Genomic DNA, 20,606 nt, shown 5'->3' on the forward strand with positions numbered 1-20,606 from the left:
ACCAACATGTTTAAAATAATCATTAAACATCAAAGGTTCCATCTGACAAATAAAAACAATTAAATAAAAACAGATGAAAATAAAACGAGTATCGGCAATCATATTGCTTTTGGTGTTGTGTAATATCATAACTGCTCAAAACAAATACACACCTTCAGAAGCCTTGTCTGCCAGCAGGCAGGAAAACCTGAAAGCTCGGGAATGGTTCAAGGATGCCAAATTTGGGATGTTTATCCACTGGGGTGTATACAGCATTCTGGGGGATGGCGAATGGGTGATGAACAATCAGGATATCTCGGTAGACCGATATGAGTTATTGCCCAATTTTTTTAATCCACAGGCTTTTGATGCCAAAAAGATCGTAAGCCTTGCCAAACAGGCGGGGATGAAATACATAACGATCACAACAAAACACCACGATGGTTTTGCCATGTACGATTCCAAAGTGTCCGATTATAATATCGTAAAGGCAACCCCTTATGGGAAAGATATTTTTAGGATGTTGGAACAGGAATGTGAAAAGCAGGGAATAAAGCTTTTTGCTTATTATTCGCAGTTGGATTGGCATCACCCCGATTATTATCCAAGGGGATGGACAGGCAGAAAGACGGGGAGACCCGAGTCAGGCAATTGGGAAGATTATTTGGCGTTTCAAGACGCACAGATTAAGGAATTGGCGGAAAATTATAACATTGCCGGGTTTTGGTTCGATGGCTGGTGGGATCAGGCGCCCGATAAGGAAGATTGGCATAAGGCTGTTGATTACCGAATCAAAGGGAATGAATGGCATTTGGAACGCACTTATGAAATGATCCACAATATAAATTCAGCTTTGCTTATAGGGAATAACCATCACGAATTGCCTTTTGAAGGGGAAGATTTTCAAATGTTTGAAAAGGACTTACCCGGGAAGAATACAACAGGCTTTGGTGGAGCAGGTATAGGACAACTTCCGTTGGAAACCTGTGAAACGATCAATCATTCCTGGGGATTCAACCTTCAGGATGGCAACCACAAATCAGTAAAAACCCTTATTCAGTATTTGGTCAAAGCGGCCGGGAATAATGCTAATTTCCTGTTGAATATAGGACCAATGCCCAATGGAGAAATTCAGCAAGAGCATAAAGAACGTCTCTTGGCAGTTGGGAAATGGATAGAAAAAAACGGAGAGACGATCTATGGCACCAGAAAAGGACCTGTATATGTGGAAAATAAAATTGTATCAACCCAAAATGGGAAAAAGTTATATATCCATGCTTTGGATATGGAAGACGAAAGTGTAGCTGTTGACGATTTTGATCAGAAAATTAAAAGTGTAGCGCTTTTTGAAGATGGAACTTCACTAGGCTATCAATTTAAAGATGGAGGCTTACAAATAAATATTCCAAAAGAAAAACAAAACGAAATAGATACCATTATAGAAATAACCCTTCAATAAATATGAATTTACTTAGACTAATCGCTGTATTTTTTATTGCTTTATGTATTTCCTGTACGGAAAAAATTGTTTCTCCTCCGGAGCCTGTGGGGCCAACACCATCCAAAAGACAGTTGGCATGGCATGAGTTGGAATACTATGCTTTTGTCCATTTCAATATGAATACGTTTACCAATATGGAATGGGGAACGGGAGCTGAATCCCCCGACACCTTTAATCCAGAGGAATTGAATACCCGTCAATGGGTAAAAGTGGCCAAAGAGGCGGGAATGAAAGGTATTATCATAACGGCAAAACACCATGACGGATTTTGCTTATGGTCTACGGAATACACAGAGCATTCGGTAAAGAATTCCAAGTGGAAAGACGGTGAAGGTGATGTGATCAAGGAATTATCTGAAGCCTGCAAAGAATACGGCTTGAAATTCGGGGTCTATATTTCACCTTGGGATAGGAATCATCCGGAATATGGAAAATCGGAATATGTGGAGGTTTTCCATAATCAGTTACGGGAGTTGTTGACGAAATATGGGGAAATTGCTGAAGTGTGGTTCGACGGAGCCAACGGTGGTTCCGGTTATTACGGCGGAGCCAATGAAACGAGGAAAATCGATAAGAAAAACTATTATCAGTGGGATAAAACCATAAGTATTGTGAGGGAATTGCAACCCAATGCCGTTATTTTTGGCGATGGTGGTCCCGATGTAAGATGGGTAGGAAATGAACAAGGCTGGGCCAATGAAACGAATTGGAGTTTGCTAAGAAGGGATGAAGTATATCCAGGCTGGCCAAAGTTCAAACAACTGCGCTCAGGACATGAAGACGGGACGCATTGGGTGCCGGCGGAATGTGATGTATCCATACGGCCGGGTTGGTATTATCATCCTGAAGAAGATGATAAAGTAAAATCGCTTTCAGATTTGTTGGATATTTATTACAAATCGGTCGGAAGAAATGGTTCTCTTTTGTTGAATCTGCCTGTGGACAACCGAGGATTGGTTCATGAAAATGATGTAAAGCAATTAATGGCATTAAAAACACAGTTGGCAAAAGATTTTGCTGAAAATTTGGCGACCGGACAGTCGGTTACGGCTACAAATGTAAGGGGGGATAATGTTGATTATAAAGCGGAAAACCTTATTGATGGTGACAAGAATACCTATTGGGCTACCGATGATGATGATGTGGAAGTGTCTGTAACACTTGAACTGGAGGAACCAACAGAAATGAATCGTATTTTGCTTCAAGAATACATACCTTTAGGACAACGGGTACAAGAATTTGTTGTTGAGGCTGAAGTTGATGGAGCGTGGAAAGTTATAGACGAGCAAACAACTATAGGATACAAACGAATTTTAAGGTTTGATACGGTAAAGGCCTCAAAAATACGTGTAAGCATTACAGCAGCTAAAGCTTCACCGGTGTTGAGTAATTTGGAATTGTACAATGCTCCACCTGTAGCTAAGTGATCTTTTGCATTCTGCGTGAAATATTAATAGGACAGAGAATTATAGTTTTTAAATGAATAACTAGAACGAAATAATAACTTCAAAAACCAATTTATTTACAGATGAAAAAAGTAGCGATTTTGCTGTTTGTGCTGAGTGTATGCGCATGCAGTAACAAACATAAAGAAGCCAAAAATGTGGCTTCAGATTATAATATCATCCCTAAACCGGTATCTATGGTTCCGGCTGATGGAAAATTTTTGGTAGATGCTGAAACAATCGTTTCAGGAAATGCTTCCTTGGAAAAAGAGGGGGCGTATTTGGCTCAACTATTGAGTATAGCAAGCGGACATGAAATTTCTTTTAATCCGGAGGGAGATAGAGTTGATAATGCAATTGTGATTCAGACTGACGAAAGTATAGCAAATGAAGAAGGTTATACCTTGTCTGTTCAATACAATCAAATTGTGATTACCGGGAAAACAGCTAAAGGTGTTTTCTACGGAATCCAAAGTTTAAGACAACTTTTACCGGAAGAGACCGAAAAAGGAGCCGTGGCAGAATTGACTATTCCCGCTGTGGAAATAGAGGACAACCCTGAATTTAAATACAGGGGAATGCACCTTGATGTGGCTCGTCATTTCTTTCCCGTGGATTTTGTAAAGAAATATATCGATCTAATTGCGATGCACAAGATGAACAAATTCCACTGGCATTTAACAGAAGACCAAGGATGGAGGATCGAAATAAAAAAATATCCGGAACTTACAGAGGTAGGTGGGTATAGAAATGGAACCATTGTCGGTCATCATCCGGGAACTGAAAATGACAATAAAAAATACGGAGGCTTTTATACACAGGAAGAAATAAAAGAGGTGGTAAAATATGCTGCTGAACGCCATATCACCGTTATTCCTGAAATTGAACTACCCGGACACAGTTCCGCAGCCATTGCTGCCTATCCGTCCTTGAGTTGTTTTCCTGAAGAACCAACCGTGGTTACAAAAGATATGATGTCTGAAAAAGGTAAAGCCCTTCAGGCTGATGGTACCGCTAAAATTGTTCAGGAAACCTGGGGTGTTTTTCCCGATGTGTATTGTGCCGGAAAAGATGAGACTTTCGAATTTTTAACTAATGTTTTGGATGAGGTGATTCCTTTATTCCCTTCAAAATATGTTCATATCGGAGGAGATGAATGTCCAAAAGAAAATTGGGAACGATGCCCGAATTGCCAAAAAAGAATAAAAGAAGAAGGCTTGGCAGATGAACACGAACTACAATCCTATTTTATCGAACGCATTGAAAAATATGTGAATTCAAAAGGGAAAGATATCATCGGTTGGGATGAGATCCTTGAAGGTGGTTTGGCACCTAACGCTACAGTAATGTCTTGGAGAGGGGAAGCCGGTGGAATTGAAGCGGCCAAGCAAAATCACGATGTGATTATGACCCCTAATGAATCTAATTATTTTGACCATTACCAATCTAAAGATCAGGACAATGAACCTTTGGCTATTGGTGGGTTTACAACTGTTGAGGAAGTCTATAATTACAATCCGATTCCAAAAGAGCTGACAGAAGAGCAAGCGAAATATATTTTGGGGTCACAGGGTAATGTTTGGACAGAATATATTGGAACAACAGAACAGATGGAATATATGATACTACCCCGTATGACAGCTTTATCTGAAGTAGTATGGTCTCCTTCTAAAAATTGGGACGATTTTAAAGGACGTCTTTCACAGATGAAAGCAAGATATGACGCTATGGGACTGAATTATGCCAAGCATGTGTTTGAAGAATAAGATAGATATTCTATAAAAAAACAGTCGATTTTTTCTGTTTAGTTAAAGTGTAAAACCTCTCAAAAATTGGGAGGTTTTTTTGTTGTAGAATGTCTTTTTTTAAAAGTAAAATATTTAGCTTTGCCTATGTATTTTCCTACCTAAAACCTATTATCTGTACGAATGATTTTTCATAAAAAAGTAAACGTATAATCAATAATTACATGAAGCTGAAATTTTTATTTTTTGCATGGGGTACATTATGTGCTCTTCAATTTTCTAATGCCCAGAACGATACTATTTGGTACGCTTCCAATTGGGGTAAAACTACCAAGGACAATGCCGCTTATTTTCGACCTTCGCCACAGCCAAAAGGTGATGGTTTTTGGGTAGAGGATTATTATATCTCCGGTGCTAAGCAAATGGAAGGCATTTCCAAGAAGGAAAACCGTGATGTTTTTGACGGAGTGATCATATGGTATGATGAAGATGGAGAAATAAATCAAAAAGCCAGTTATAAAGATGGACGCCTGGATGGAGAGTTCACTACCTATAAAAATGGGAAAGAGACCTCCAAACTCATCTATAAGGACCATAAGCCACAAAACGGAACCAGTATTTATTACGATAAAACCTATAATTTTTACAGGCATATTAGCTATAAAGATGGAGAAAAAACCAAAGAGCTGATCTATCAGGAAACTCCCGATAAAGGTGCCCGTATTACACAAGTGTACAACCATGATGCGAATAGGGTAGTTTCAAAATACTACGATAAAGAAGGAATTGTGCAGGGAGAATTTTCCCACAACCTTAAAAGGCCCCGCGATCAAAAATTTTACCAGGGTACTTATGTAAACTATTATTATAATCCCATGCGGATTTTAGGTAAGAGAAGTTTTAATGATGGTGCTTTGGAAAAGAAGAGGATGTATTATCCTTCCAGTGAACTAAGGGAAGATGTTATCATCAAAAAGGGGCAAGCTCATATCACCTATTATGACGAAAGCGGGAAGCAGTTGGGACAGCTTACTGCTGAGTTCAAACCGGATCAAAAAGAGTACGACCTGTACAGATATCCGATTAATGGTACGGTTATGGAATTCATTAAGTCCAAACAAACCAAAGAGCTTCATTTTGTTAAACGTATCATGACCTATGAGAACAAGAATAAAGTAAAAAAGGAAACTTTTTATGAAAATGGAGAGCTTGAGAGCCGTATCATATACGGCAAGAACAAGGCTTATAGCAGCATTATCAGGAAAGAAACCTTTGGAGAGAACGGAGATCTACTTGAAGAGATGTCCTATAAAAATGGAAAACCTTATAACGGAACAGAGACGGGATCTTATAAACGAACGACAACAACCTATAAGGAAGGAGTTATAGTAGCCGAGGTAAAGCGTTATAAAGACGGATCAGTTTTTAAAAAAGAAACCGGTGACCATGCCGTTTTTTATGACAAGAAGGGGGAAGTATTAGGAAAATTGGAGTATAAAACGGAAACGTACAACTATAAAAAACCCTATAACGGCGATGTCATCCGCCTTAACTATCGAGATTTGATATCTTCTATTAAGAGCTATAAGGAGGGTAAGCGTATCAAAAATGTACTTTTCAGTAAAAATACGGACGAGCAAGGAAAGCCATTAAAAAAAGAGGAAATTTTTTACAACGAGAGTGGAAGAAAAACAAGGATGAAAGATTACTACAGCAATGGAGTGTTGAAGTCCGATACCCGATATAAAAGTTATGCTGACATTGATATGGCTAGCTTTTATACTCCCCAGGGGAAAGAGCTTTCTACTATACATTACAATCCTGTAAAAGAAGGGACTGCTTATACGTTTTTCAGTAGGATGGATTCCATCAGTTCAATCAGTACCTATAAGGATAACAAACTGGTGTATGAGAAAAACTATGACCGGGATTACAAGACCAAAGAAGATGGCTATACGATTTATCTCAGAAATGAGATCGATTATAACGGAAAGGCAGAATTTTACAATAAAAAGGGAGAATTGCTTGCCAAGGCTACCTATAAAGAGGGAAAGCCATGGCAAGGAAAAGTGGTAACCGGAGGATCCTATCAATATGAGATTATACCTTATGTGAACGGAAAAAAGCATGGTGAACAAATAGGGTATGTGCAGTCTGGTGACAAAAAAGAGTATATCACAAGTAAGATCACCTATAAAGATGGTCAGCGTAACGGGGCATCCTATTATTATGACAATAGTGGAAAATTAAGTGGTGTGGATAACTATAAAGATGGTAAACAGCATGGAGAAGCTATAGATTATAATGAAGATGGCTCAGAGCGAAATAAATTGGTGTACAGGGATGGAGTTGCTTATGAAGGTTTGTATGTAAAAGTCAAAAGAGGCTATGGAGATCGCCCCAATATAATAAATAAGGCTTATTACAAGGAGGGAGAACTTGTAAAAGAAGAACGCACCGGTGAGTTTGAGGGGAAAACTCAAGTGGTCAAGGAGGTTGTTTATGGCGATAATACTTTAAAGTCGACACAATATGATGATAACGGGAACAAGATCAGTCAATACCATATCACTGATATAGATAACGAGAGTGGAGAAGTTGTGTATTATGACGAAAAAGGAGAGAAAAAAGAAATTGGGGTTTTAGAAGATGGAAAACCTGTAAAAGGTGTTTTTTACCTTGATAACTTTTACGGTAAATATAATTTGATTCCTAAAAGGGATGATCAGATAAAGACCATCAAACTTGAAATAAATGAAGACAAGACTGTACTTTCCGGTTTGGATGAAAATGACAAAGAAGCCTTTTCAATAAAGGAAAGCAAAGATCTTACGGAGTCTTATCTGTTAAAAGAGATAACCGAATCTTCTTATTTCTATAATGACCTTTTGAAATAGTTAAACGAGCTAATATTAATTAGTTGATTTTATTTTATACCAATCCTGATCGGCAAGACTGTCGATCAGGATTTTTTTTAGACTATAGTTTTGTTGTATGTCCTTATCATTTAATTGATGTGACCACCGCACGCGTTTGGTGTTGTCAGCTCCTTTTCCTGAAGAATTGTATTCCGCATAAAAAGCAGAAGTGTGGGCTTCGGGTTTGTTCCAATCATGCCAAGCTTCAGGGTGAATTTGTTTTCCCATTTCACAGTTGATAAAGACCGTTTTGGCATAGATGCGCCATGGGCGTCCCAAATAGACTTTGGTCACATTTTTATCCGCCGTTAGCCGGCAGTTTATAAAAACATAACCGAATGGAATATGCTCCGGTGTGGAAGCGGCGGTGATATACGAATCACTTTTGCTGTGAATTTGACAACCATCAAATACAGCTGTTGCCTGTCCGAAGATGAAATCGGTCGTTCCTTCAATAAAACAATCTTTAAAATACTGTTTATGGCCTTCCCCGCTGGTGTAAACTGTATCTTGATTTCCTTTAATGATACAGTTTTCAACCTTGATCCGGTTTCCGGTGAGGGATAGAGCTACTGCTTGTCCCACATTTCCGGCTGTGTTTTCGATAGTGAGGTTTTTTATAAAGCAGTCATTTCCTTCAACTTGTAATGTAGAGGTGTGAAAAGTACTGTTTCTTCCTAAATCTATCCCTTTAAAATAATCGTCGTAGCGTATGATGGTACGTTCTTTATTTTCCCCGATGAGTGTCACTTTCGGATTCCACTCATAAATTTTAACCTTTTCATGATACACCCCTTCTTTTATATGGATCGTAATCTGTTCGTAGGGAAAGGACTTGGTATCGTTTATCGCAGCTTGTATGCTGGTGTAATCACCACTACCGTCTTTAGCAACTGTAAATTCATTGTCCTGATTGACACTGGTAGGCTTATCCTTGCAGTGGAGTAGGGAAGTGCTTAACAATAAATATATAAGGAAAGTTTTCATGTGTCTAGTATAAAGTGCTGTGCAAAAACTATCATTTTATTGTCACACTGAGCCTGTCTGCCGTCAGGCAGGCCTGTCGAAGTGTATTTTGAAAAAAATCAAAGAGTATTCGACAGTCCTTCGACAAGCTCAGGATGACAAAATCCATTTTATTATTTTTTAGACCTAATGAAATTTATTTCCCCAACTCCAAGGCAGCCATAATAAAGGGGCCTGTTGCTTTGGGGTCGTTGTCTTTTTTACGTTCGTTGACATAATATTCATAGGAGCCGTCACGATACGGATTACCACCCAATCCTGCTACGGCGCAAGCCTGAGTGATATCGATTACGCCATCTTCGTGAACTTTGATCAATTGTTGAGTCAATCCTTCAAAAGCTTTTTCGGCGTTTTTTATAAAATGCTCCGGGAGGTAGCCTTTGTTTACTCCCTTAGCCATTGCATAGGTAAACATACTCGTACCTGTAGATTCCAGATAATTTCCTTCTCTGTCCCCCATATCGGTTACCTGATACCAAAGTCCTGATTCTTCATCTTGAAATTTCACCAAGGCTGTAGCCAGATCATTAAGATAAGCGATCAGTTCCTTTTTTTTAGGGTGATCATCCGGGAAAGAATCCAAAACATCCACAAGGGCCATGGCATACCAGCCTAAGGAACGCGACCAAAAATTGGGAGAGGTTCCTGTTTCTTTGTCCGCCCAGTCCATTTCTTTGCTTTCATCCCAACCGTGATACAGCAAACCGGTTTCTTTGTCTATGGCGTGTTTTTGGATGAGTTCGAATTGCTTGGCGACATCATCCAAAGCTTTTCCATCTTCAAAAGTCGCTGTATATTCAGCATAGAAGGGTGCACCCATATAAAGTCCGTCCAACCACATCTGGTTAGGATAGATTTTTTTATGCCAAAATCCGCCTGATGGGGTTCGAGGCTGATCTTCGAGTTGTGTTCTTAGCGTTTGCATAGCCGTTAGATATTTTTTGTCCTCTGTTGTTTTGTAGAGGTCAAACAATATTTTTCCGGCATTGATCATGTCTATATTATATTTTTCAATCTCATAGGTTTCAATCGTTCCGGTACTGTCGATCAATTCATCAGCATAATCCTTTGCGTATACATAGTATTTTTCATCTTTGGTTTGATGATATAATTTTTGGATAGCCAATGTTACCAATCCGTGGACATAATCCCAATCAGGTTCTCCTTTACCGTCGATTTGCCATGCTTCGGGATTTCTGTGTATAATGGAAAGTGCCATACGCTCCGACCATTTTAGGGTGGTGTCAACAACCATTTCCGGTTTGTCGACAACTGTGGTATCAGCAGTGTTTTTTGCTCCTTTTTTGCAGCCTACGCAAAAGGCAAGTATTAAAAAAGCTGAGCCAAAAAGTATTTTATAGTTAGATTTCATGTTGTTGCTTTAAAGTTTTCCGTTTTGATCAAGTTGGTTCAACAACTGATCTATATGTTTAACAAAAGCTTCTTTGGTGGTAATACCGTCTTTTTCCTTTTCCCAAGCTCCCAGGAAGTAGTAGGAAACAGCCTTGTCGGTAGGTTTGAAAATCAATAGGTGATCGTCCGGACCTTCTACACTTTTTTCAATATCAGAAGTTTTGTAGAAAATGACCATTCCTAATTTGTCGGGTACCAAGGTTTGTTCGCCATAGGTGGCAATATATGCCCAATTATTGCTCTCGCTTTGTTTTTTGATGAGGTCGATACCGTCAAACTTAACAATTCCGGTACAGATACCTTCTATAGCTTTAGATGGTGTAATCGTGTGTTTTGTATATCGGTGTTCCGGAGTAATGCTTAGTTTCGATTTAAGATCTATTTTTTCATCAGCAGTAGCCCAACCGGTATAATCGATATAGACTGAAGACGCATCAGTTTTATTTTCTACGCGAGCTGAGGTAGCATCTACTTCTTCAAAGTGAAGCACTTTTCCGTCTTTAAACCGGCCAATAGAACCAATCCCTAAAGATTTTCCGGCTTTAAGGATATCCATTCCCCAGTCGCTCATCTCGTGATAGGAATCGAAATTGTCTTGCCCAACGTTGGGCAAAACCATATCGTCTGTCTTCTTTCCGAAAATATCAATGGCATTTCTCCAGTCGAGATAAAGTCTATATCCTACTTTATCACTTTCCCAACCCGGCCCTTCATAGCGGATGTAATAAGAATGATCTGTATGTTCTTTGGGAACGTCCAGACTTTCCACATTTTTAAAGGCAGATCCGCCTTCATATTTGCGGTCTACCCATTCTCCACCTTCCCTAACTGAAATCTCAGCATAGGTTTTTGGGGCTTTTTCTACTTCTTCGGTTTCTACCGTTACTTCGGTTTTTTCTTCTTTTTTTGTCTCTGTTTTACATCCTATCAATGAGGCTGTAAGCAGTGAACAAAGAATTAAACTTGATTTTTTCATGATGTGTTTTTTAAGTTTATTTTTTTAAAAAGTAAGAACTTGGTGAAAATTACTTCACCAAGTTCTTAATAACTGCTATCTGAATTCTAAATTCATGATAAACTAAAATAATGAAAACTATTCATATGCAGAATTTTGTGGAAAATCCTTGTTTTGGTTCAAGTCTATGGCGTCTTGAGGAATCGGTCTTAAGATTTTCAATTCTCCATTAGATCCGTTAAAATTCGCTGTCTCGATAAGGTAGTGATGCATGGATGCTCTTTCTACCAATTTACCTGTACGTTTTAAGTCAAACCAACGATGATATTCACCCAACAATTCCCTGGCTCTTTCATCAAGAATGTAATCTATGTCCAATTCAGCTGCTGTAATAGGAGTGGCATTAGCTCTTTCCCTTACTACATTCAGCCTTTGCAAAGCTGTTGCAGGATCGATTGTTAAATAGGCCTCTGCGGCGATAAGATACGTATCAGCCAATCTGGACAGAATAATGTCTCTTGTACTCACCCTACCGCTACCAAATGGAGACTTGGGATCGTCAAACTTCTTAACGGGAATGGTCTCGTAATCGAAGTTTCTGTTTGCTGATGGAACATACTCACCATAAGGATGGAGTGTAACTCCCGGATGTGCTGCTTCATAAGCTGCAAGTTCAGCATCTGTACTGGCCCATTTTGGGGCATAATATTCAGCAACTTCTAAACCACTGTGATCTTCAACGTCAAAATAATCATAATACCTGCTGAAAACCTCGGTCATAAACGTGGCTTCCCATCTATCGTCCCCTTCTTCATAAAGGTCAACGGCAAAGGCTGTAGGACATAGGGTATATGAGCGGTAAGGAGCGTCTCCTGCGACTTCGTTTCCTCCTAAATAAGAACTAAAGAAATAGGATTGTTTATGGCCCAGGTTTGTTGGGTTTGCACTGTTAGACACTTCACTGAATTGAATGGAAAAAATGGTTTCGCTGTTCATTTCGTTTCCGGGAGTCCATAACTCTTCATAAGGGATGGTCAAGGCTTGTCCGGCTATGGCAGCATCGGCATAGGAAGCTGCTTTTTGGAAATCGTCTGAAGCGGCAAAGCTTTCGTAGGCTCTGGTTAAATGTACTTTAGCCAATAAGTGGCGTACCGCTCTTTTGTTTACACGTCCGGTATATGCTCCGTCCCCTACCAGAGAAAGCGATTCTTCCAATTCAGCAATAATAAAACTGTATATTTCTTCTGCGGAATCTCTGTCGAAAGTCAGTTCCGGACTGTCAATGTAATCGGTGATTAGCCCAACACCTCCGTAGGTTTGTGCCAAAAGGAAATAAGCATTTGCCCTAAGGTATTTCACTTCTCCGATTTGCCTATTCAAATCTGAAGTTTGCTCCGTGATATCGCTATAAAACATGGCCATATTAGCCACTTGGATAGCTCTATAACAAGTAGCGTACAGGGCTCCAACCCCTTGAGAAGAAGGGGTGAGTTGTGTGTACTGACTCAATCCTGGTGGTTCCTGATCACGTCCTTCAGCATAGAGGTCTGTCCCGGCACAAAACAACCAAGGGTCATCTCCGTAGATTTCTTTTAATTGTGCATAATTTGCGTTGATCAAACTGTTATATCCTTCAGTGGTAACATAAGAATTTTCTGCTACTTCACTCGATAAATTGTCTTCTTCCAGATAATCATCACATGAAAAGAATGTGATGCCTAGAATTCCTAAACCGAATATTATTTTTTTCATTTTCATGATTGATTAAAATTTTAAGTTGATACCTAATTGATATGTAATTGAGCTTACACGACCTATTCCAAGGCCTGCACCCGCCCATTCAGGATCCCAGCCATCATAATCCGTAAACACAAATGGATTGAGGACGTTTGCATAAACCCTTAAATGCTTGATGCTGAGTTTGTCAATTAGATTTTCGTTAAAGGTATAGCCCAAGGAAATGTTTTTCACCTTTACAAAAGATGCATCCCTGTAATAGCCTACACCGTCATTCCTCCAATAGGTCCCCATATTCCTTGGCTGTGGATAGCTGTTTGAAGCTTGAGCCGGAACTCCTGCCTGGTTTTCCGGAACGTACCAATCGATATTCAATTTTTGACGCCCACGATCCCTTGTGTTCGTAAAATTGGAATGGAAGTTACTGTAAGCATATACACCTTGACTGGTAATCAGGGAAGCGGAAAGATCAATATTTCCAACGGTCAGTTTGGTAAACAAACTTCCTGCCCAATCCGGATCTGAAGACCCTAAAATAACGCGGTCGTCATCCGGATCGATCACACCGTCATTGTTGATGTCTTCTACTTTGGCCTGACCTTCCGTTTGATTGTATGATTCAGCTTCGGCCACTTCATCAGCTTGCCATATACCGGCAAATCTATAATTATAGTGGGCGTTGATAGATTCTCCTATAAACCATCCGTTTCCTACATCATCCACTTCATCTTGTCCGTAAAGCTCTTCAATAGAATTGGTGTTTTTGGTGAAGGTAGCCGTAGTGGTCCATGTTACCTTATCATTACTGATAATCCTTCCGGTCAAACTAGCTTCAACTCCTTGGTTTTTTACAGATCCTACATTGGCATTGATAGAAGGCCAACCTGATTCAATGGGAAGTCTTTGTTCCAGGATCAAATCATCTGAAAGACGATCATACACATCTACAGCACCAGATAATCGGTTAGAGAACAAGCCAAAATCCAATCCAAAGTTCATCTCACGGGTTTTTTCCCAACCCAAGCTTTTGTTGGCAAGCTGACTTGGAACCCATCCGTTGGCTATCTCTCCGTCAAAATCATAATAGAGTTGCCGATCCAAACTGTTTTGAGAAGAATAGGGGGATACGTTGTTGTTTCCTGTAAAACCGTAACTGGCTCTTAATTTCAGGTTAGAAATCGTTTGGGAATTATTCATAAACCCTTCTTCGCTAATTCTCCATGCAATGGCTCCTGATGGGAAAGTATCCCAACGTTTGTCTTCTGACAGTAAAGATGAACCATCCCATCTGTTGGATAAAGTTATCATATAGCGACCTTTATATGAATAATTTAAACGTAAAGCGTATGAGCTCAGGGTTTGTTTCACATAATTAGTCCCAAGATTATACGTTCCACTTTCTCCTGAACCGATATTGTGAAAACCGGTATCAAAAGGCATGTTTCTGGAACTCATAAAAGAGCTCTCTGTTCTGCTGTAAAACAAACTTTGTAAGGCGAGTAAGGAAAAATCGTGATCTTCGTTAAAAGTATAATCAATATTGAATTGATTATCCCAGGTTCCGTTAAAGTTTTCACTATTTTCCAAAGCGGCCGAAGGCAAACCGTTGTTGTTTGTTCCGGTATTGGTCAATGCACCCCAAGCTCTACCTCTTCTTCTATTGGTAAATCCGGCAGAATAAGTGGTTTTAAATGATAACCAATCTAAAATATTGTATTGAAAATAGGCACTTCCTATACCTCTCCAACGTCGTGTTTCGTCTGAAGTGTTTTCAATTTCAAGAAGTGGGTTATACGTACTGGTTTTGTTGATAAGGAAATCTCCATTTGCATCAACTAATTTTCCGGGTTGTGGGAATAATTCACCATCAAGTCCGTAAGGGGATAAAAAGGGATTTAAACGGAAAGCTTCCCGCATGGCAATATCACTACCATCTTGTTGTTCTGTTAGGGCTATGGTAAAATTAGCCCCAAAAGAAAATTTGTCGTTTATTTTTTTATCGATACCGGATTTAAAACTGTATTTTTTTAAAGATTCATTGGCGATATTCCCTGTTTCTTTTTGCACTCCAAGGCCTATGTTATAGCCCATACCATCTTCAGTACGTCCGGAAGCATTTACATAATTATTTTGCTGTACACCACTTCTTAATACAGCATCATACCAGTCAAAAACCTCGTTGTTGTTCGCCCTTTGCTCAAGCAGGGAGTTGCTATCCCCTATAACAGCATTGTAGTGGGTTTCCGGGGTTACATATCCCAAATCGGGATCGGGACTTGCCGTAGCCAGATATGCAGATTGATGATAGTACCACCAAGTAGGACCGTCCATCATTTCTGGTAAACGGGCTACTTCTTTAACCCCCATATAACTATCGACAGTAACTGTAAAATCAGCAGGAGCATTACTACCACTTTTTGTAGTAACGATAACAACACCATTAGCTCCCCTGGAACCATAGATAGCGGTTGAGGAAGCATCTTTAAGGATATCCATCCGGTCAATATCTTGCGGATTTAAAAAGTCGATATTATCGGTAGGAACACCATCGACAACAAAGAGAGGCCCTCCATCTCCACCTAGGGAATTGTTACCACGAATGATAATGTCAAACCCGTCACCTACACGTCCGGTAGATTGTGATACTTGAACTCCGGGAATATTTCCTTGCAGGGCTTCCAGCGGACTGTTCATGCTTCTTTCGGTCAAGGATTCAGAATCCATGCTTCCTACAGCACCGGTTAAATCCGATTTTTTCTGTGTACCATATCCAATCACCACCACTTCATCCAACGATTGCGTATCGGGCGCTAATTGAATATTTATTGTTGTTCTTCCGCTTACTGCAACTTCTTGTGTGGTAAACCCGATATAGCTTATAACCAAAGTCGCATCAGCGGATACATTGAGGGTGAAATTCCCGTCAAAATCTGTCGTTGTCCCGTTGTTGGTGCCTTTTTCAACAACGTTTACGCCCGGTAAAGGCGTTTGTGTGTCGGCTTCGGTAATAAGGCCATTAACAGTTGTGCCTTGCCCGAATGCTTTGCTACCAAATAAAAAACAGCAAAACAGTAGCGTACTTGAAATCCAATACTTGGATAATTTTGATAAATGATTAATCTTCATAATTGATAATTGTTAGCTAGATTTAATCCCACTAAGTGGGTTTAATTCACCGACATTCTAAAATCGAAATGAATTAAGGTTTTTCATTTTAATACCTTAAGGGCAAGCCCAGAGGTACTTTTTTACATTAATTAGTTGTTTCTGTTGTTAATTTTCCATTGATATAAGTATTTATAAGTGTAATATTCTTGACATTTTCGATCGAAAAGGGCGTTTCTACCTGTTCGATAGTCACATCTTTAAATGTGATATTTTCAATTGGGGTACTTTCATAGCCTTTTGCCAGAATAGCATATTCTCCACCGTTCTTTACTTGTACGTTTTCCATGATGATGTTGCTCACCTTCGGAATGAAGTCTCCGGTTTGATTGCCGTGCACATTATAAAATAGATTCACTTTGAGTACAGCTTCTTTTACCTGTCCGACCCGAATGTTTCTCACATACACATTTTTAGCAAAACCACCACGTTTTGAATTTGTTTTTATGCGGATAGCACGATCCAGATTAGGACTGTCCATATCACAGTCTTCAACAAATACATTTTGAACCCCGGCAGATATTTCACTGCCCATCACCACACCGCCGTGACCGTCGATCATTTTACAGTTTTGAACTACGATATTTTCACTGGTCATGGCAACACGTCTACCGTCTTCGTTTCGTCCGGATTTTATGGCGATACAATCGTCACCTGTGTTGAAAGTGCAGTTCTTTATAATGACGTTTTTTGAATATTCAGGGTCGCACCCGTCGTTATTTGGTCCGTGACTGTCAACAGTCACACCATCTATGGTCACATAGTTTGATTTGATGGGGTGGATGACCCAAAAAGGAGCTTGTTTGATGGTGATACCTTTGATCAATACGTTTTTACAAGAAAAAGGTTCGATAAATGTAGGTCGGAGGTAATTCCCTTCACCAAATACGCGCTCAGATACAGGTACTCCTTGAGCAGCCATTTCTACCAGTCTTGGACGTTTGTCTTCATCCTGCTGATTGGGAGTTCCCTCTTTCCAACCATATCTTTTTGATCCGCACCACGGCCACCAGTTTTCCTTATCGGCCTGTCCGTTAAGAATTCCTTTACCCGTTATGGCGATATTTTCTTTTTTGTATGCGTAGATAAGAGGAGAGTAATTCATCACCTCTGTTCCTTCCCAAGAGGTATGTACTATAGGATAATCTTCAGGATTTTTACTGAAAAGGATTTCTGCACCTTCTTCAATATGAAGATTCACATGACTTTCTAAATGAATTGGTCCGGTAAGGTATTTTCCGGGAGGAACAATTATTTTACCACCTCCGTTTTCCGAACATGTTTTAATGGCATTGGTAAATGCTTCGGAATTATTTGTTTTACCATCCGCCACGGCGTCAAAGTCTTTAATGTTATAAGTTTTATCAGGAAATGATAATGGTTTGATACTTTTAATGATGGCTTCAGCTTTCAACCAAGGGTCAGGAGTCTCCACAGAAGCCTCTTTTTTCTTGGTGTCTTTACAAGAAACACATATTAAAACAATAAAAGAGATATAAAATAAGTGTTTGAGGGAGAAAAGGGACTCATTTATTGACTGAGTTGTTCTTTTTAAGAAAGACCATTTATACATGGCTTTATCTAGATTTTAGAGGTTAATTAGATGCAATCGATTACACGAAACTAAACAATAACTATTAAAAAACAAATTTTAGATGTAAAAAAGTACCATTTTTATAAATTCAGATAATGTTTTTTAACAAAATAGCATTATATTAGGAGTTGATTATACGTTTAAAATCTATATGAAGAGTTGTTTTAGTGTTTTATAAGGATCTTTGAGAATAAAATAGTATTTTGCGTAATCGATAACATTAATTATTAAACACTTTATATAAAATAGTTACATTTGCACATAACTTCCGTGATTAAATTACATAGTGAATGAATGAAAAAACTACCATTTACGATATTGCTAAAGCATTAAATATAACGGCGGCCACTGTTTCAAGGGCTTTGAACAATAACCCTAAGATCAGTGAAGCGACCCGAAAATTGGTTATGGAAACGGCCGCTAAAATGAATTATAAGCAAAACAAGCTGGCTCTCGCCCTTAAAAGCGGGAAGAGTAATAATGTCGGAGTTGTCGTTCCTTATATCGATAGGAATTTCTTTTCTGCCATCATCAGGGGAATAGAGGAAGAGCTTTATCCTCTGGGATATCATGTCATTATTTGTCAGACCCATGAGCTTGAGAATACCGAGATAGATAACATCAACGCACTTTTGAATGCTCAAGTTGATGGTATTTTGATGTCGGTTTCCAAACACACAGAACAAACAGATCATCTCAATCATGTGCTGAACAAGAATGTGCCTTTGGTGTTCTTTGACCGTAAAAAGGATATCAATGGGGTGAGTACTGTAACTATTAATGACTATGAAGGCGGGTATAGAGCTACAAAACACCTTATCGAACAAGGGTGTAAACGTATAGCTCATATTTCAGGACATTGGGCTTTGGAAATCTACAAACACCGTTTTAACGGATATAAGCAAGCCTTATTGGATCACGGAATCTCCTACAATAAAGACTATGTGATCAAGGCGAAGAGCGATATTTCTGCCGGAAAAAAAGCGGTAGAAAAACTTTTGAAACTCAAAAACCCACCGGATGCTATCTTTTCTTCCAGTGATTACGTGGCCTTAGGTGCTATTCAAGAACTTAAAGAACACGGGATTAAAATACCCGATGATTTTTGTGTAGTAGGATTCAGTAACGAACCTTTTACAAAGTTTATGGAATTATCTATTACCTCTGTTGATCAATCTCCGTTGGACATGGGGAAAATGGCGGCCAAAGTGTTTCTCGAACAGGTAAAAGAAGCCAATGTGAAAATTGAAAAGAAGGTAGTGCTCACACCTACCTTGAAAATCAGGAAATCTTCTTCGAAGATCGGTAAAAAATAAATCATTGTGAACCCCAACGCATAATACGTCGAGGCTCACAACAATCTGAAACTTAATCCCACAAAGTGGTTTTTTACCTGACTGCCGTCAGGCAGGTTTCCTAGATGCACTGCATCGAAAAGAATTAGGGTTTATTCATTTGAATACCTCGTGCCCCGAATCGGGATATGCCCTGAGATAGTTTATTTTTATAACGATACTCCCCGTTTCCATGGGATAAAATCACTTTGATTGAGCTGCGTTGCTTTGGATTTTACAGTTCCTGAAGCAACTTTAATGATATACTCTAATAGATCTTCGCCCATTTCTTCAATGGTTTTTTCTCCACGGATAACCGGGCCTGCATCCACATCGATAATGTCTGGCATTTTAGTGGCCAATTCAGTATTGGAGGATAATTTAACTACAGGAGCTACGGGATTTCCGGTAGGCGTACCCAATCCGGTGGTAAATACAATAACATTTGCTCCCGAACCCGCCATGGCTGTGGTACTCTCCACATCGTTCCCGGGAGTACAGAGCAAATTCAGTCCGGGTTGGGTTACGTATTCGCCATAATCCAAAACAGCGGTAATAGGTGATGTACCTCCTTTTTTGGCCGCCCCGGCCGATTTCATGGCATCGGTGATGAGTCCGTCTTTAATATTTCCGGGTGACGGATTCATATCAAAGCCGGAACCGGCATCTTCTGCCGATTTTTCATAAGTACGCATCAATTCCAAAAAGCGCTCTACATCGTTATCATTAACACAGCGGTTGACAAGCTCTTGTTCCACACCACATAATTCAGGGAATTCAGATAGTATGGGTGAACCTCCCAAAGCTGCAAGGATATCGGATGCATAACCTAATGCAGGGTTGGCCGAAATCCCAGAGAACCCATCGGAACCGCCACACTCTAAACCGAGTTTCAATTTGGATAGAGGAGCAGGTTTACGTTCCGTTTTATTAGCTTCTTTAATGGCTTCAAAAGATTCTTTAATAATGGTAGAAAGCATATCCTCAACGGTACCCATTTTTTGTTGTTCGTATATAAGGACAGGCTTTTTAAGATCGGGATTGATAGCTTTTAAAGCTTCTTCAAAAATACTTATTTGCAAGTTTTGACAACCTAAACTCAGCACGGTAGCCCCGGCTACATTCGGGTTGTTTACATATCCTGCCAACAAACGGGCTAAGGATGCTGAATCTTGACGGATACCGCCGCAGCCCCCTTGATGGGTAATAAATTTCGCTTCAATATTTCCGAAGAAATTATCTTCAACTTCGGGTTCAGCCTCTGCAACCTCACCTGCCGGGCGCATTAAATTGCGAAGCATCAATTGGTGTTTACTCGGGCGATGGTATGCCAATTCTTTTTCAAAGACCTCCTTCAAGACCTCAATATTGCGGTTTTCACAAAATACCAGAGGGAAAAACAGCCATACGTTGGCTGTTCCCACTTGTCCGTCGGGACGGTGGTACCCCATGAAAGTGCGATCTTTCCACTTGCTTATATCGGGAGCAACCCATTCAGGTTTTGTAGTTCTCCCTGTAGTGGAATCACTTTGGTGTTTTACGTTCTCTGTGGTGAGTAGTTCACCGCGTTTTACCGGTTTTACGGTTTTCCCGACCAACACACCATACATATGGATGGCATCGCCGACATTAAAATCGGTCAATGCAATTTTGTGCTTGGCTTTCGTTTTGGATATCACCTCAATTTCTTCACCTTCAAACAACAGTTTCACCCCTTGTTTTATGTCTTTAAGGGCAACAGCTACATTATCGGAAGGATGTACTTTTATCAATTCCTTTTCCATGGTGAATTTT

11 protein-coding genes and 1 pseudogene are annotated in these 20,606 nt (G+C 39.6%); 5 read left to right on the plus strand and 7 right to left on the minus strand.

The window, feature by feature from the left end:
* Positions 1-73: 73 nt before the first annotated feature.
* The 4 genes and pseudogenes from OOZ15_RS00415 (at position 74) to OOZ15_RS00430 (ending at position 7,567) form a co-directional block, all read left to right on the plus strand.
* Positions 74-1,438: an alpha-L-fucosidase gene (locus OOZ15_RS00415; protein ID WP_265953658.1), complete on the plus strand. Its 1,365-nt coding sequence runs from the start codon at positions 74-76 to the stop codon at positions 1,436-1,438.
* 2 nt (positions 1,439-1,440) lie between these two features.
* A pseudogene (locus tag OOZ15_RS00420) lies at positions 1,441-2,892 on the plus strand (alpha-L-fucosidase); the annotation flags it as partial.
* A gap of 116 nt (positions 2,893-3,008) precedes the next feature.
* On the plus strand, positions 3,009-4,691 hold the full coding sequence (locus tag OOZ15_RS00425) for a beta-N-acetylhexosaminidase (protein ID WP_265953659.1): 1,683 nt from the start codon (positions 3,009-3,011) through the stop codon (positions 4,689-4,691).
* Between the two features lie 203 nt (positions 4,692-4,894).
* Positions 4,895-7,567 (plus strand): toxin-antitoxin system YwqK family antitoxin, encoded by a 2,673-nt coding sequence (locus tag OOZ15_RS00430; protein WP_265953660.1) that lies wholly within the window; start codon positions 4,895-4,897, stop codon positions 7,565-7,567.
* A gap of 15 nt (positions 7,568-7,582) precedes the next feature.
* Here OOZ15_RS00430 and OOZ15_RS00435 read toward each other — a convergent pair whose 3' ends face one another.
* The 6 genes from OOZ15_RS00435 to OOZ15_RS00460 form a co-directional block, all read right to left on the minus strand.
* A complete protein-coding gene (locus tag OOZ15_RS00435; RefSeq protein ID WP_265953661.1) occupies positions 7,583-8,575 on the minus strand; it encodes a pectinesterase family protein in 993 nt (330 codons plus the stop codon).
* Between the two features lie 175 nt (positions 8,576-8,750).
* Positions 8,751-9,986, minus strand: a complete 1,236-nt coding sequence (locus OOZ15_RS00440) for a glycoside hydrolase family 88/105 protein (RefSeq protein ID WP_265953662.1) — start codon at positions 9,984-9,986, stop codon at positions 8,751-8,753.
* 9 nt (positions 9,987-9,995) lie between these two features.
* Positions 9,996-11,003, minus strand: a complete 1,008-nt coding sequence (locus OOZ15_RS00445; protein ID WP_265953663.1) for a DUF4861 family protein — start codon at positions 11,001-11,003, stop codon at positions 9,996-9,998.
* A 117-nt stretch (positions 11,004-11,120) separates the two neighbouring features.
* The gene (locus OOZ15_RS00450) at positions 11,121-12,734 is read right to left on the minus strand and encodes a RagB/SusD family nutrient uptake outer membrane protein (protein WP_265953664.1); all 1,614 of its coding nucleotides are present in this window, start codon (positions 12,732-12,734) and stop codon (positions 11,121-11,123) included.
* A gap of 12 nt (positions 12,735-12,746) precedes the next feature.
* Entirely contained in the window at positions 12,747-15,845 is a 3,099-nt protein-coding gene (locus OOZ15_RS00455) for a SusC/RagA family TonB-linked outer membrane protein (protein ID WP_265953665.1), read from the minus strand.
* Positions 15,846-15,972: 127 nt separating this feature from the next.
* The gene (locus tag OOZ15_RS00460; RefSeq protein WP_265953666.1) at positions 15,973-17,319 is read right to left on the minus strand and encodes a glycoside hydrolase family 28 protein; all 1,347 of its coding nucleotides are present in this window, start codon (positions 17,317-17,319) and stop codon (positions 15,973-15,975) included.
* 449 nt (positions 17,320-17,768) lie between these two features.
* Here OOZ15_RS00460 and OOZ15_RS00465 point away from each other — a divergent pair, with 449 nt between their 5' ends.
* The gene (locus tag OOZ15_RS00465; protein WP_265953667.1) at positions 17,769-18,794 is read left to right on the plus strand and encodes a LacI family DNA-binding transcriptional regulator; all 1,026 of its coding nucleotides are present in this window, start codon (positions 17,769-17,771) and stop codon (positions 18,792-18,794) included.
* Positions 18,795-18,982: 188 nt separating this feature from the next.
* On the opposite strand, the gene OOZ15_RS00470 is transcribed toward OOZ15_RS00465, so the two are convergent.
* Positions 18,983-20,596 (minus strand): UxaA family hydrolase, encoded by a 1,614-nt coding sequence (locus tag OOZ15_RS00470; RefSeq protein WP_265953668.1) that lies wholly within the window; start codon positions 20,594-20,596, stop codon positions 18,983-18,985.
* Positions 20,597-20,606 lie beyond the last annotated feature (10 nt).

Origin of the sequence: Galbibacter kalidii, assembly GCF_026241135.1 — a bacterium.
GTDB lineage: Bacteria > Bacteroidota > Bacteroidia > Flavobacteriales > Flavobacteriaceae > Galbibacter.